Genomic DNA, 13,819 nt, shown 5'->3' on the forward strand with positions numbered 1-13,819 from the left:
CACGATGTAGGTCAGAACGGTGTTGCGATTGTCGTCGCGCCTTTAGCCGTTCATCTTTTTATCAAGGCGCTTGCGCTTTTCATTATAGGGAGAGAGAAATGTTATGAAGTTTAAAGATATTGCCGTATTATCCAGTGTCATTTTAATTGTTGCCATGTTGATTATTCCATTTCCACCATGGTTATTAAGCTTGTTAATCATAACGAATATTTCTCTTGCCCTCCTTGTCTTATTAACAGCGATGAATATGAAGGAAGCCTTACAATTTTCCATTTTTCCCTCATTATTATTGCTATTAACTTTGTTCCGTTTAGGCCTGAATGTTTCCACAACAAGGTCGATCTTGTCAATAGGAGATGCTGGTGGCGTTGTTGAAACATTCGGAACCTTTGTTACAGGAGGAAATATTCTTGTTGGTCTTGTTGTCTTCTTTATCTTAATCGTCATTCAATTTATCGTGATAACAAAAGGGGCTGAACGGGTTTCGGAGGTAGCGGCTAGATTTACATTAGATGCCATGCCAGGGAAACAGATGAGTATTGATGCCGATTTAAATGCTGGGGTCATTTCAGAACATGAAGCGAGAGATCGCAGGGAAAAAGTTGCGAGAGAGTCTGACTTCTATGGAGCAATGGATGGGGCTAGTAAATTTGTAAAAGGAGATGCGATCGCTGGAATTATCATTGTTTTAATCAATCTTTTGTTTGGAATTATCATCGGTATGGCGCAGCAAGGTCTGCCGATTGGGGAAGCGGCTGTTAAGTATTCCATGCTGACTGTTGGGGATGGCATTGTTAGTCAAATTCCGGCATTACTGATATCCACTGCCACAGGAATTGTTGTGACAAGAGCCGCATCCGAAGGGAATCTTGGTAGTGATATCATTAAACAGCTTTTCTCTGATTCTAAAATGTTATACATAGCAGCTGTCACCGTCTTCCTTCTAGGTTTATTTACAACGATTAATAATATCCTCACTATCCCTATTGCTGCTACCTTGGCGATTGGAGGAATGATGATTGCCCGAACGCCATCTATTGCTGAAGTTGATTTAATGGACCAAGAGGATGAAGAAGCAGATGTAGAAAACATGAAAAGTCCAGAAAGTGTATTGAATTTACTTCATGTAGATTCCATTGAATTCGAATTTGGTTATGGATTAATTCCATTAGCGGATGTAAATCAAGGGGGAGATCTTCTTGATCGGGTTGTGATGATTCGAAGACAGCTCGCTTTGGAATTGGGAATTGTGATCCCCGTTGTTCGGATCCGCGATAATATTCAATTAGAACCAAATGCCTATCGAATTAAAATTAAAGGGAACGAAGTAGCGAAAGGGGAGATACTTTTAGACCATTATTTAGCGATGAGTCCCGGCGGAGAAGATACGATTGATGGAATGGATACGATTGAACCTTCCTTTGGCCTGCCTGCTAAATGGATTACAGAAGAAGTGAAAGAGCAAGCAGAAATATTAGGTTACACTGTCGTTGATCCACCTTCTGTCGTCTCCACCCATTTGACAGAAGTATTAAAAGCAAATGCTGATGAATTATTAGGTAGACAAGAAACGAAACAATTAATTGATCATTTACAAGAAACGTATCCGATCCTTGTGGAAGAAGTGACACCAAATCCTTTAACGATTGGCGAGATACAGAAGGTATTGGCCAAACTATTGAAAGAAAATGTCTCTATCCGCAATATGACGCTGATCTTTGAGGCTTTAGCAGACTACGGGAAAATGACGTCTGACCCAGACCTTTTGGCTGAATATGCCCGCCAAGCATTAGCTAGACAGATCACAAACCAATATGTAAACGAGAATGAAACATTACATGTTATTACAGTATCTGGAAAAGTAGAAAAATTAATTGCCGATAGTGTTCAACAGACAGAGCATGGAAACTATTTATCTATGGATCCAAGTGATTCTCAAGCAATACTCGAATCAGTAGCCAATCAAATTGAACAGCAATCATTCAGGCAGCAAACACCTATATTACTCTGCTCTCCAGCGGTTAGAATGTACTTTCGTCAATTGACAGAAAGATATTTTCCAAATGTGCCTGTCCTATCTTATAACGAATTAGAAGCGGATGTGGAAGTTCAAAGTAGTGGGATGGTGAACCTCGAATGAATATGAAAAAAATTAGCGCCGCAACGATGCCAGAGGCTATGAAGAAAGTGAAGGTTGAATTAGGTGAAAATGCCGTTATTTTACATTCTAAGATCGTATTTAAAGGCGGATTTATGGGGCTATTCCGTAAGAAAATGATCGAAGTTGTTGCTGCAGTGGATGAACAGCCCCTTCCAGTACCTTCTACGAGAAGAAATATGGAGAGAAAAACAAAAGTTGTTTCGTCCAGATCGAATAAACTTATACAAGAAGACGATCAGAAAAACGTTGAAAGGGAGCTTACAGCAATAAAGAAAGAACTTGCTTCGTTTAGACAGTCGACTTCTTTGAATATGAACCAATATCCTGATGAAATCCAATGGTTTTTATCAAAATTGCAAGCGGCCGAACTGGCAGAAAAGCATGTAATAAAATTCGGTGACCAATTGCTGGAAAAATGGAGGAATGAACGGAAGAAGCCTACGATAGCGGATATTCACAACTGTTGTAACCACCTTATTGTGAAGGAGCTTGCTCCTATTTCATTTCACAGGATGCCTATTGATGTGAAGATTGTTAATTTTGTCGGTCCAACCGGTGTTGGAAAGACGACTACGATTGCGAAATTAGCCGCAACGGCTGTTTTAAAAGATAAAAGGAAAGTGGCATTTATTACAACGGATACGTACAGAATTGCCGCTATTGAACAATTAAAAACCTATGCAGAATTACTTCAAATTCCCCTTGAAGTCATCTATGATGAAAAAGATTTTCGACCAGCACTCGAAAAATTTTCGGACTATGATCTTATTTATATTGACACAGCGGGGAGAAATTATCGCGAAAAACGATTTGTCACTGAGTTAAAGAAAATGTTTGGTAATGAACAAAATATCTATACTTTTCTTGTTCTACCGATTTCAATGAAGGAACAGGATATGTGCAAAATAGTGGATAATTTTCTTGAATTACATTTTAACGAATTTATATTTTCAAAAGCCGATGAAACGACTTCTTATGGTGTGATGTACAATATGATCAGCCATTATCAAACTGGTGTAGCATATATAACAACAGGGCAAGATGTTCCAGATGATATTATCAGAGCGACTCCGGAGAAGATTGCTCATTACTTGATTGGGATGAATGACAATGAATGATCAAGCCCAGAAATTAAGAAAAATGATTCAAACAAGCAAGGAAACTCAAGCAAAAACGCTAGCCGTTGTGAGTGGTAAAGGTGGTGTTGGGAAATCTAATATTTCGATTAATATGGCCGTTCAATTCAATAATCGCAGGCTTAGGGTGCTTTTATTTGATTTAGATGTCGGAATGGGGAATGTCAACATTATATTAGGAAGTACTTCCACCTATACGTTATCGGATTTTTTGTATCAGGATTTCCCGCTAGAGCGTATTGTTTATCAAACAGATGAGGGTATTTCATATATTTCGGCCGGAAATGGTTTAAATGAAGCGATTGAGTGGAATGCCGCTATGGTTAGCAAACTTTTAGAGGGTTTAAGAGAAATACAGCTTCAGTATGATTATATTATTTTTGATATGGCCGCAGGTGCAACCTCGGCTACATTGAAAATATTGCTGGCAGCAGATGATATTTTCGTCATCTCAACACCCGAGCCAACAGCTATGACAGATGCTTATTCGATGATGAAATTTATGTGTGCGGAAGGAACGGATAGTGATTTTTTTCTCATTTGCAACCGGGCAGATAATGAAAAACAAGGAAAAGAAACACTGGAAAGATTACAAAAAACCGCGTTAAAATTTCTTCAAAAAGAGGTTGTTTTGTTAGGTGTTCTACCCGAAGATGCACACGTTAGAAAAGCAGTGATTAGTCAAACAGCTTTTTCGATCAAATTTCCACGATCCTCTGTGTCTACCAAATTGGAGAATTTGGTAGACCAATACTTGAACCAAGACCGTTTCTTGAAAAAATCGCATGAGCCAGGATCCTTTATCAATAAATTGCGTCAATTATTTTTTAAAGAGGAATAAGGAACATTCGTGCAAAAATGTTGAGGAGAAATATCAAATGCATTTAGAACAACCATTTGAATCAATTATCTGTATCGGGACTTCAACTGGGGGACCGCGTGCATTACAAACTGTTTTGTCAGAGCTGCCTCAGAATTTTCAAGCTCCAGTTGTGATTGTTCAGCATATGCCACCAAAATTCACAAAATCATTGGCAAATCGACTAGATACTATTTGTGAAATACATGTAAAGGAAGCCGAAAATGGAGATATTTTGCAAAAGGGAACGGCCTATATTGCACCAGGTGGTAGACATATGATCCTTTCATCAAAGAGAAAAAGCATTCAAATAAATATTGTAGATACAGAGCCTGTAAATGGGCATCGTCCATCAGTAGATATCATGTTTCAATCCGCAAATCAATTAAAAAATTATAAAAAAATTGCTGTCATTATGACAGGTATGGGATCAGATGGGAAATTAGGAATAACGCAGTTAAAAAAGAATGGACAAACAATGGTCATTGCTGAATCTAGAGAAAGCTGTATCGTTTACGGAATGCCTAAGGCAGCGATTGAAACAGGCTTGGTGGATTCTGTTACTAAATTGGAGGATATTGCCAAAGAAATGATCAATCTAATAGAGGATGTTCAAAAAGTCCGGTAAAAATGACGCTGCGAATTTCTTCGTTGGCTTGTTTCTCTGCTGCTCATGTATTTAAAGGCATACATTGCGCTGCTCGAAACTGCGCCGCCTCGAACTTCTTGGTCCTTTTTATCCTCCTTTTTGAACACATATTAATGGGATAAGGATGTGGGCGTATGGACATGAATCATTACTTGGAAGTATTTATTGATGAAAGTAAAGAGCATTTGCAAGCTTTAAACGAAAATCTTTTAATGTTGGAGAAACAACCAGAAGATTTAGGAGTAATGAATGAGATATTCCGAGCTGCACATACATTAAAGGGAATGTCTGCGACAATGGGATACAACGATTTAGCCGTATTAACGCATATGATGGAAAATGTTCTAGATGGCATTCGCAATGATAAAATTCAGGTAACCACCACATTATTAGATGTGATCTTTCTTGCAGTTGATCATTTAGAGGCGATGATCGATTCAATAGAAGCTGGTGAAGATGGTAAGAGAGACGTAACGGATGTGATCGATAAATTGCAATTATTGGAAAAAGGATTACACCCAGAGGAACACCAAACCGCACAAGAAATAGCAGCAACTGCTACAAATATGAATACTTCGTCTAGCCTTCAATATGATCAATATGAAAGAACAATCATCGAGCAATCTCGTGAACAAGGGTATGAATGCTTTGAAATGAAAGTCCATTTAATACCAGATTGTGTATTAAAAACCGCACGCGTTTTTATGGTGTTTGAAGTATTGGAAAAGTCCGGTGATGTGATAAAATCACTTCCTTCTGTCGAGCAATTAGAGGAGGAGCAATTTGGCTCTGAATTTACAGCTGCGTTGATTACGAAAGATTCTAAAGCGGATCTTGAAAAAAAGATTATGAAAATATCCGAGATTGAAGCTGTACAAATTCAAGCCGTTGATTTGACGCATCAACACAAATTAGAAAATACAACTGACAATAAGAAATTAGAATCATCTCATTTGGATAAAAAGTCGGGTTCAACTAGCAAAACAAAAAAGAAACAAGCTAAAACAGCTAGTAAGACGATTAGAGTGAATATTGATAAACTGGATATTCTGATGAATCTTTTTGAAGAACTTGTCATTGATAAAGGAAGGCTTGAGCAAATATCACAAAATATTAATCATGCTGATCTCAATGAAACGGTTGAAAGAATGTCAAGAATTTCAGGTGATTTGCAGAATATTATTCTTAATATGAGAATGGTCCCAGTTGAAACAGTCTTTAATCGTTTCCCTAAAATGGTTAGACAGCTTGCAAAGGATTTAAATAAAAAATTGGAGTTACATATTATTGGAGCTGAAACCGAATTGGATCGTACCGTTATTGATGAAATCGGAGATCCAATCGTTCATCTATTAAGAAATGCGATTGACCATGGGATTGAGAATCCAGAAGTTCGCCTTGCAAGTGGTAAAGCAGAAACTGGTAAAATTAATCTAAAAGCCTATCATAGTGGAAATCATGTTTTCATAGAAATTGCTGATGATGGGGCAGGGATTAATAAACAGAAAATCATTAACAAAGCAATAGCGAAAGAAATAATTACTTCCAGTGAAGCGGATTTGTTAACGGATGAGCAAGCTTTTGATTTAATTATGGCTCCTGGGTTCTCTACAGCCGATACGATTTCAGATGTATCTGGAAGAGGGGTAGGGCTGGATGTAGTAAAATCAACCATCCAATCTTTAGGTGGATCGATTTCGATTACATCCGCTGAAGGAAAAGGCTCTACATTTTCTATCCAATTACCATTAACATTATCGATTATTTCGGCTTTACTCGTAGAAGTAGGGAATGAAAAATATGCCATTCCGCTCTCATCCATTATTGAAACAGCTATTATCAAGTCTTCTGATATTATGACGGCCCATAATCAGCCTGTTATTGATTTTCGGGGAAGTGTTGTTCCACTTGTTTCACTACAAGAAGTCTTTCATGTCGAAAATGAAGACGAACATGATTCTGAATTTGTATCCATTGTGATCGTGCGTAAAGCGGAAAAAACGGCTGCCCTAGCGGTTGAATCTTTTATTGGTCAACAGGAAATCGTCTTAAAATCGCTTGGAAATTACCTAACTGAGGTTTTTGCCATATCAGGTGCAACCATTCTAGGAGACGGGCAAGTTGCTCTAATCGTAGATTGTAATGCGTTAATAAAATAGAAGAGGAGTGAAAAATAGTGAGTAAAACGGTCATGGCTTCTGAGAAAAAAGTGGTTGTCTTTACATTAAATCAAAAAGAATATTGTATTTCTGCAGAATATGTAACGGCCATTGAAAAAATGCATCCTATTACAAGAGTACCAAACATGCCTCCATTTATTAAAGGTGTCATTAATTTACGAGGGATTATCATTCCAATCATTGATCTTAAAAAACGCTTTAATATGGGAGATTCAGAGTATTTAAATAGTACACGAATCATTATCGTCACATGGGATGAAATGACAGTAGGCATGATTGTTGATGAAGCAAATGATGTCTTAGATATTCCTGCTGGAATGATTGAACCATGCCCGAATGTGGCAGGGTCTGTTGCTGAAGAATATATTTCAGGGGTAGCAAATATGGATCATAGACTATTCATTCTACTTGATTTAGAAAAGACGATGAAACCACCTGAATTAAGGAAAATAAACAATGGATATTGAAAGGAAAATAACCCCTTTTCATCTTGATGTTTTGAAAGAAATTGGGAATATTTGTGCTGGAAACGCCGCTACCGCTTTATCGGTTTTAACAGGAAAGAATATTGAAATGAAGGTGCCCACCGCAAGAATAGTGACCTTTGATCAAATGCTCGAATTGGCCGGAGGTTATGATAACATCGTGACAGCCGTATTTCTAAGACTAGAAGGGGATGCTTCCGGTAGTATGTTTTTTATTCTACCGCTCCAACAGGCAACAAAGTTGGTCCAAAAGGTTACACAGGATACAACTTTCTCCTTTTCGCAACCGCCTTATTCAGAAATGGCTTTGTCTGCGATGCAGGAATTAGGCAATATTCTAATGGGTTCTTACTTATCTTCTCTATCCGATTTTACAGGGTTAAGATTACAGGCTTCTGTTCCCTCTATTGCTATCGACATGGCGGGTGCCATTATGAGCTTTGGCTTAATTGAACTTTCTCACACTCAGGATTACGCCATTGTCATTGATGCTGCATTGGATGAAGAGGATAAGAATGATTTAGAATGCGTAAAAGGACATTTTTTTCTATTGCCTGATCCAAGCTCATTTGCAACTATTTTTCAAACGCTTGGAGTCGAATAAAATGATTGAAACAGTGGTTCGTGTAGGTATAGCAGATATGGATGTTGTCAAGGCACCTGATACGATTAGAACGTCAGGGCTTGGTTCCTGTGTAGGTGTTGTGATTTATGATAAACATTCAAAGATAGCTGGACTTGCCCATATTATGTTGCCTGATTCATCACTTGCTAAAGGTAGCAAGCAAATAAATACAGCAAAGTTTGCAGATACTGCTCTGAGGAAGTTGGTAATCGATTTGGTTGCAATGGGTGCTAGTCGGAATCAATTAATGGCTAAGATCGCTGGAGGGGCGCAAATGTTTCATTTTGCCAACCAAAATGAACAAATGAGAATCGGTCCAAGAAACGTGGATTCGGTGAAGCAACAACTAAAGCAGCTAAATATCCCCCTCGTAGCAGAAGATACAGGGGGAAATAGTGGGAGAACAATTGAATTTGTTCCCGAAACATCCATTTTACACATCAGAAAGGCTTACCAAGGCAATATAGAAATTTAGATCTGCACGGAAGGCTTGTGCATGTGAGGGAGGAGGAGATAGGATGTCGAACTCACCACCGCTTGATGAGCAAAAAAGTTGGGATTTATGGATACATTCTCGGGATGCCGATGCAGGAAACAGGTTAATGAAGAAATATATGCCCTTAGTATCCTACCATGTTCAGCGCATAGCTGTAGGACTTCCCAAAAATGTTAGCAGAGAAGAATTACAAAGCTTAGGGATGACAGGATTATTGGATGCACTCAATAAGTTTGACATATCCCGTGATCTTAAATTTGATACATACGCCTCTTTTAGAATTAGAGGTGCTGTTATTGACGGATTGAGGAAGGAAGATTGGCTGCCAAGAAGCACAAGGGAAAAGGTAAAAAAAATTGAGGCCGTAACCAATGAGCTTGAACAGCATTTCATGCGGAAACCGACCATAAGTGAAATAGCGAAAAGCTGTGAGTATTCGGAAGATGAAGTAAGTAGAGTGATGAATGAACATATTTTCTCTAGTATGCTTTCTATAGATGAAAAAATTGGGATTCACGAAGAAAATGATTATTATATTCATTCGATTAAGGATCAAGAGTCCTTAAGCCCTGAAGAACAGTTGGTAAAGAAAGAATGGCTTGTTGAATTAGCGGAAGCGATCAAAGATTTAAATGAAAAAGAGCAATTAGTACTGAGCTTATTTTATAAGGAAGAACTTACATTTACCGAAATTGGCGAGATTATGCAATTATCCACCTCCAGAATTTCTCAAATCCATTCTAAGACATTGTCAAAATTAAAAGAGATTCTTTTAAAAAAACAGTAATGGGAGGAAATCATGAGTCTGAAATCGATTGAATTGCAGGTTGCTCTTCCCCGGACAATGGAGGCTGGGAAAATTACGGAACAGCTGCAGCAAAGAGGCCAGAACATGTCTGAACAGGTGAGCGAGGAGATAGAGGAAAAGCTGAAGCGAGATCGGGAATCGGTCAATCATTTAGAAGAAAAAGTGGAGCTGCAATTAAGGGAAGAGGATGGTTCTAGTCAGCAGAATCACCCACAACAGCCCCATACAAACAGAAGAAACAAATCGACAGAAAAGAAGAACCGTGACAATCATCCTTATAAAGGAAATAGAATTGACTACAGCGGGTAGGGATACAATTGATAAGTGTACTAATTTTCCTATTATTCATTTTAAACGCATTACTCATTTTCGCTGTTGTGTTATTATTCATGAGGCAAAATCGACTGATGGAAATGGAAACAGCACAGAAAAAAGTACAAGCAGAAACAGAGGAATTAATGACAAGCTTTTTGCTAGAGATAAAGGAAGAAAACCAACGATATCTTTCTAAGTTGGATGAACGACAAAAAGGGATAAGTAGTAAGGATAAAGGGGAACTAAATCGGGAAAAAGAAGAGCAAATTGTTGGTTTAAAAAAAGAAGCAAAAAAGGAAAAACAACCTGTAGTGCAGACGAAGAATTTTTCTAAAATGCAAGCAGAAAATGCTTATAATAAGAACAATCAGGGTCAATTGGCGGACAACAAACAAGAGGAAAAGAAAGAGAATTCGACCGAAATAAAGCGATTTACAGATCAAGTTCATTCTTTACACTCACAAGGAATGTCATCTGAGGAAATCGCCCAGCGATTAAATAGAGGAAAAACAGAAGTAAATCTTGCCTTAAAATTTAAAGATATGCACACTTAGCACTTGATATGACAGTTTGTTTATGCTATATTCATTGATGGTGTTAATACACACGTTCTGCGATTTTGTTGCATGGTGCTGTTTTAAAAAGCTAGATAGGCGCTTGCGTTTTTCTTTGGTCTAACTCCAGCGCCTAGCCCCTCGAGGTCAAATAACCTGAGACAATAAAAGTCAAAACCGGACTTTTCTTGTCTCAGAACATTTGCTTGTCGGAGGCCGGCAGGATGCGGGTCAGAACGGCGTTGCGACAGAACGTCGCGCTTTTAGCCGTTCTTCCTATTTAAAGGCGCTTGCGTTTTTCTAAACAGTCTGCACAAAAAATGACCAGAGCGGAGGATAAAAACCAAGGAGGAAATAGAATGTCAGTTATTTCAATGAAGCAATTACTTGAAGCAGGTGTTCATTTCGGACACCAAACACGCCGTTGGAATCCAAAAATGAAAAAATACATTTTTACGGAACGTAACGGTATTTATATTATCGATCTACAAAAAACAGTTAAAAAGGTCGAAGAAGCTTACAATTTCATGAGAGAGATTGCCGAGAATAATGGGAAAGTACTTTTTGTAGGTACAAAAAAACAAGCACAAGAATCTGTTAAAGATGAAGCAGAACGCGCCGGCCATTATTTTGTGAACCATCGCTGGCTTGGTGGAACTTTAACCAATTTTGAAACGATCCAATCTAGAATTGAACGTTTAAAAGCCATTGAAAAGATGGAAGAAGACGGAACGTTTGAAGTACTACCTAAAAAAGAAGTGGTCATGTTGAAGAAGGAATATGATCGACTTGTTCGCTTTTTAGGTGGCATTAAAGATATGAAAACTCTTCCTGACGCCATTTTCATTATTGACCCACGTAAAGAAAGAATTGCTGTTGCAGAAGCACGCAAATTAAATATTCCGATTGTTGGTATTGTTGATACAAACTGTGATCCAGATGAAATCGATTATGTGATTCCAGCAAATGATGATGCCATCCGTGCGGTTAAATTATTAACTTCTAAAATGGCGGATGCTTTGCTAGAAGTACAAAAAGAAGCGGAAGTTGAAGAGGTTGAGGAAGCATCTGATACAGCTACTGTCTAATAGTGTTATGAAACAAGCCAATTCATAATCGTGACGAAAAAAAGGTGATGAAGTGGTAAACACTTATCACCTTTTTTAAAAGAATGCAGAATAAGGAGGACTTTACACATGGCAGTTACGGCACAAATGGTAAAAGAACTGCGCGAAAAAACGGGTGCAGGTATGTTGGATTGTAAAAAAGCTTTAACCGAAACAAATGGGAATATGGAAGAGGCTGTTGATTTCCTCCGTGAAAAAGGAATGGCATCTGCGGCTAAGAAAGCGGATCGCATTGCTGCTGAAGGAACAACTTTTATTTTGAGTGAAGGAAATAAAGCAGTCATTCTCGAGGTGAATGCCGAAACAGACTTCGTTGCTAAAAACGATTCTTTCCAAGAGCTAGTAAAGCAATTAGCCGAGCATTTACTCAAGAATAATCCAGCATCTGTTGAAGAAGCACTAGAACAAAAAATGGACAATGGGCAATCAGTTTCAGAATATATCAATAGCGCCATTGCCAAAATTGGTGAGAAAATCACTTTACGCCGTTTTGAAGTAAAAACAAAATCTGATCATGCAGCTTTCGGCGAATATTTGCATATGGGTGGTAAAATTGGTGTCCTAACCGTTCTTGAAGGCACAACAGATCAAGCTGTTGCCAAGGATGTTGCGATGCATGTTGCTGCTATCAACCCTAAATATGTCTCTCGTGATCAGGTTTCAGCTGAAGAGGTGGACCATGAACGTCAAGTTTTGACTCAGCAAGCGTTGAATGAAGGAAAACCTGAAAAAATCGTTGAAAAAATGGTTGAAGGACGTTTAGGTAAATTCTTTGAACAAATTTGTCTTCTTGATCAATCTTTCGTAAAAGATCCTGATCAGAAGGTTCGTAAATTTGTTGAAGCAAAAGGGGCTACGGTTACTGATTTCGTACGTTATGAAGTAGGAGAAGGTTTGGAAAAGCGCCAAGAGAATTTTGCCGATGAAGTGATGAGTCAAATTAAAAAATAACAAACATTTAGGGAGCACATCGTGTTCCCTATTTTAAAAAACATACATATTACACGACATTGGAGGTTCATATGGACAACCCAAAATATAAACGAGTTGTACTAAAGCTCAGCGGCGAGGCTTTGGCAGGAGCAGATGGGTTTGGTATTAACCCGTCCGTCATCAAGTCGATTGCCAAACAAATAAAAGAAATTGCAGAATTGGATGTTGAAGTAGCGGTCGTTGTTGGTGGTGGCAACATTTGGCGTGGGAAAATAGGTAGTGAAATGGGCATGGACCGGGCTACCGCCGATTATATGGGGATGTTGGCCACTGTGATGAATTCATTGGCTCTCCAGGATAGCCTTGAACAGCTTGGGATTGAAACACGTGTGCAAACCTCGATTGATATGCGTCAAGTGGCTGAACCTTATATTCGAAGAAGAGCGATTCGCCATCTCGAAAAACATCGAGTTGTTATTTTTGCAGCAGGAACAGGTAATCCTTACTTCTCCACTGATACAACAGCGGCATTACGAGCAGCAGAAATAGAAGCTGAAGTCATCTTAATGGCCAAGAATAATGTTGATGGTGTTTACAATGCAGATCCAAAGCTGGATAAAGAAGCAAAAAAATATGAACAGCTCTCCTATCTAGACGTTCTAAAAGAAGGTTTAGGAGTCATGGATTCAACAGCTTCATCTTTATGTATGGATAATGATATACCGCTTATTGTCTTTTCGTTCACCGAAAATGGTAATGTAAAACGAGCCGTGATGGGCGAGCAAATCGGAACATTAGTAAGGGGGAAAGAATAATGACAAAACAAGTGATTTCAAGCACTAAAGCCAAGATGGAAAAAGCGATTCAGGCTTATAGACGAGAACTTTCTAGTATACGGGCCGGTCGAGCAAATGCCTCTCTTTTAGACAAAATTTTAGTTGATTATTATGGAGCACCAACACCAGTGAATCAACTGGCATCCATTTCCGTCCCGGAAGCGAGGATGTTAGTGATTCAACCATATGATAAGACAAGTATTGGTGATATTGAAAAAGCCATTTTGAAATCAGACCTTGGCCTAAATCCGGCTAATGATGGTTCATTAATTCGACTAACGATTCCACAACTAACAGAGGAACGTAGAAAAGAATTAGTCAAGCTCGTGAAAAAAGAAGCTGAAAATGCGAAAATTGTCATTCGAAACGTTAGACGTGATGGAAATGAGGACTTGAAGAAACTAGAGAAGTCCGGAGACATTACAGAGGATGAATTACGTAGTTATACAGATGATATTCAAAAATTAACGGATGATCATATCAATCAGATTGAAACGATTACGAAAGAAAAGGAACAGGAAGTATTAGAAGTATAATAAACTGAAAAGCCCCCACAAAGATTGGGGGTTTTATTTTGGATTTAGTTCCAGCGTCTAATCCTAGAAGCTCACAGGATGCGAGTCCGTCGGCGTGGCGATTATCGTCGCGCTTTTGC

General features: G+C 38.5%; 15 protein-coding genes. All 15 read left to right on the plus strand.

Going from position 1 to position 13,819, the window contains the following annotated elements; genetic code table 11:
- Positions 1 to 103 precede the first annotated feature (103 nt).
- The 15 genes from flhA to frr all read left to right on the plus strand — a co-directional run bounded on the left by flhA (position 104) and on the right by frr (position 13,700).
- Positions 104 to 2,140: a flagellar biosynthesis protein FlhA gene (flhA, locus tag MUB24_RS01765; RefSeq protein WP_244700352.1), complete on the plus strand. Its 2,037-nt coding sequence runs from the start codon at positions 104 to 106 to the stop codon at positions 2,138 to 2,140.
- On the plus strand, positions 2,137 to 3,279 hold the full coding sequence (flhF, locus tag MUB24_RS01770) for a flagellar biosynthesis GTPase FlhF (protein WP_244700354.1): 1,143 nt from the start codon (positions 2,137 to 2,139) through the stop codon (positions 3,277 to 3,279). The genes flhA and flhF overlap by 4 nt, the downstream gene beginning before the upstream one ends.
- Positions 3,272 to 4,138 carry a MinD/ParA family protein gene (locus MUB24_RS01775; protein WP_244700356.1) on the plus strand — a complete coding sequence of 289 codons (867 nt, stop codon included), beginning with the start codon at positions 3,272 to 3,274 and terminating at the stop codon, positions 4,136 to 4,138. The genes flhF and MUB24_RS01775 overlap by 8 nt, the downstream gene beginning before the upstream one ends.
- Before the next feature lie 37 nt (positions 4,139 to 4,175).
- Complete coding sequence (locus MUB24_RS01780) at positions 4,176 to 4,784, plus strand: CheB methylesterase domain-containing protein (protein ID WP_244700358.1); 609 nt, start codon at positions 4,176 to 4,178, stop codon at positions 4,782 to 4,784.
- 155 nt (positions 4,785 to 4,939) lie between these two features.
- Complete coding sequence (locus tag MUB24_RS01785) at positions 4,940 to 6,964, plus strand: chemotaxis protein CheA (protein ID WP_244700360.1); 2,025 nt, start codon at positions 4,940 to 4,942, stop codon at positions 6,962 to 6,964.
- Positions 6,965 to 6,981: 17 nt separating this feature from the next.
- A complete protein-coding gene (locus tag MUB24_RS01790) occupies positions 6,982 to 7,452 on the plus strand; it encodes a chemotaxis protein CheW (protein WP_244700361.1) in 471 nt (156 codons plus the stop codon).
- The gene (locus MUB24_RS01795) at positions 7,442 to 8,074 is read left to right on the plus strand and encodes a chemotaxis protein CheC (RefSeq protein WP_244700363.1); all 633 of its coding nucleotides are present in this window, start codon (positions 7,442 to 7,444) and stop codon (positions 8,072 to 8,074) included. Before MUB24_RS01790 ends, MUB24_RS01795 begins: the two co-directional genes overlap by 11 nt.
- A 1-nt stretch (position 8,075) precedes the next feature.
- Positions 8,076 to 8,570 carry a chemotaxis protein CheD gene (locus MUB24_RS01800; protein WP_244700365.1) on the plus strand — a complete coding sequence of 165 codons (495 nt, stop codon included), beginning with the start codon at positions 8,076 to 8,078 and terminating at the stop codon, positions 8,568 to 8,570.
- Between the two features lie 43 nt (positions 8,571 to 8,613).
- Entirely contained in the window at positions 8,614 to 9,378 is a 765-nt protein-coding gene (locus tag MUB24_RS01805; RefSeq protein WP_244700369.1) for a FliA/WhiG family RNA polymerase sigma factor, read from the plus strand.
- Positions 9,379 to 9,390: 12 nt separating this feature from the next.
- Positions 9,391 to 9,708 (plus strand): hypothetical protein, encoded by a 318-nt coding sequence (locus MUB24_RS01810; protein WP_244700372.1) that lies wholly within the window; start codon positions 9,391 to 9,393, stop codon positions 9,706 to 9,708.
- 8 nt (positions 9,709 to 9,716) lie between these two features.
- Positions 9,717 to 10,268, plus strand: a complete 552-nt coding sequence (locus MUB24_RS01815; protein WP_244700376.1) for a DUF6115 domain-containing protein — start codon at positions 9,717 to 9,719, stop codon at positions 10,266 to 10,268.
- Positions 10,269 to 10,627: 359 nt separating this feature from the next.
- On the plus strand, positions 10,628 to 11,356 hold the full coding sequence (rpsB, locus tag MUB24_RS01820) for a 30S ribosomal protein S2 (RefSeq protein ID WP_244700379.1): 729 nt from the start codon (positions 10,628 to 10,630) through the stop codon (positions 11,354 to 11,356).
- Positions 11,357 to 11,464: 108 nt separating this feature from the next.
- Positions 11,465 to 12,346 carry a translation elongation factor Ts gene (gene tsf / locus MUB24_RS01825; protein ID WP_244700382.1) on the plus strand — a complete coding sequence of 294 codons (882 nt, stop codon included), beginning with the start codon at positions 11,465 to 11,467 and terminating at the stop codon, positions 12,344 to 12,346.
- Between the two features lie 71 nt (positions 12,347 to 12,417).
- Positions 12,418 to 13,143 (plus strand): UMP kinase, encoded by a 726-nt coding sequence (gene pyrH / locus MUB24_RS01830; RefSeq protein WP_244700385.1) that lies wholly within the window; start codon positions 12,418 to 12,420, stop codon positions 13,141 to 13,143.
- Positions 13,143 to 13,700: a ribosome recycling factor gene (gene frr / locus MUB24_RS01835; RefSeq protein WP_244700389.1), complete on the plus strand. Its 558-nt coding sequence runs from the start codon at positions 13,143 to 13,145 to the stop codon at positions 13,698 to 13,700. Before pyrH ends, frr begins: the two co-directional genes overlap by 1 nt.
- Positions 13,701 to 13,819 lie beyond the last annotated feature (119 nt).

The sequence above is a fragment of the Lederbergia sp. NSJ-179 genome, assembly GCF_022867885.1.
Lineage (GTDB): Bacteria > Bacillota > Bacilli > Bacillales > Bacillaceae_C > Lederbergia.

Excerpts from the sequence above, each read along its gene's own strand:
- pyrH (WP_244700385.1), top strand. The coding sequence starts at position 12,418 with ATGGACAACCCAAAATATAAACGAGTTGTACTAAAGCTCAGCGGCGAG.
- frr (WP_244700389.1), top strand. The coding sequence starts at position 13,143 with ATGACAAAACAAGTGATTTCAAGCACTAAAGCCAAGATGGAAAAAGCG.
- rpsB (WP_244700379.1), top strand. The coding sequence starts at position 10,628 with ATGTCAGTTATTTCAATGAAGCAATTACTTGAAGCAGGTGTTCATTTC.
- flhF (WP_244700354.1), top strand. The coding sequence starts at position 2,137 with ATGAATATGAAAAAAATTAGCGCCGCAACGATGCCAGAGGCTATGAAG.
- MUB24_RS01795 (WP_244700363.1), top strand. The coding sequence starts at position 7,442 with ATGGATATTGAAAGGAAAATAACCCCTTTTCATCTTGATGTTTTGAAA.
- MUB24_RS01785 (WP_244700360.1), top strand. The coding sequence starts at position 4,940 with ATGGACATGAATCATTACTTGGAAGTATTTATTGATGAAAGTAAAGAG.
- flhA (WP_244700352.1), top strand. The coding sequence starts at position 104 with ATGAAGTTTAAAGATATTGCCGTATTATCCAGTGTCATTTTAATTGTT.
- MUB24_RS01780 (WP_244700358.1), top strand. The coding sequence starts at position 4,176 with ATGCATTTAGAACAACCATTTGAATCAATTATCTGTATCGGGACTTCA.
- MUB24_RS01775 (WP_244700356.1), top strand. The coding sequence starts at position 3,272 with ATGAATGATCAAGCCCAGAAATTAAGAAAAATGATTCAAACAAGCAAG.
- MUB24_RS01810 (WP_244700372.1), top strand. The coding sequence starts at position 9,391 with ATGAGTCTGAAATCGATTGAATTGCAGGTTGCTCTTCCCCGGACAATG.
- MUB24_RS01800 (WP_244700365.1), top strand. The coding sequence starts at position 8,076 with ATGATTGAAACAGTGGTTCGTGTAGGTATAGCAGATATGGATGTTGTC.
- MUB24_RS01805 (WP_244700369.1), top strand. The coding sequence starts at position 8,614 with ATGTCGAACTCACCACCGCTTGATGAGCAAAAAAGTTGGGATTTATGG.
- tsf (WP_244700382.1), top strand. The coding sequence starts at position 11,465 with ATGGCAGTTACGGCACAAATGGTAAAAGAACTGCGCGAAAAAACGGGT.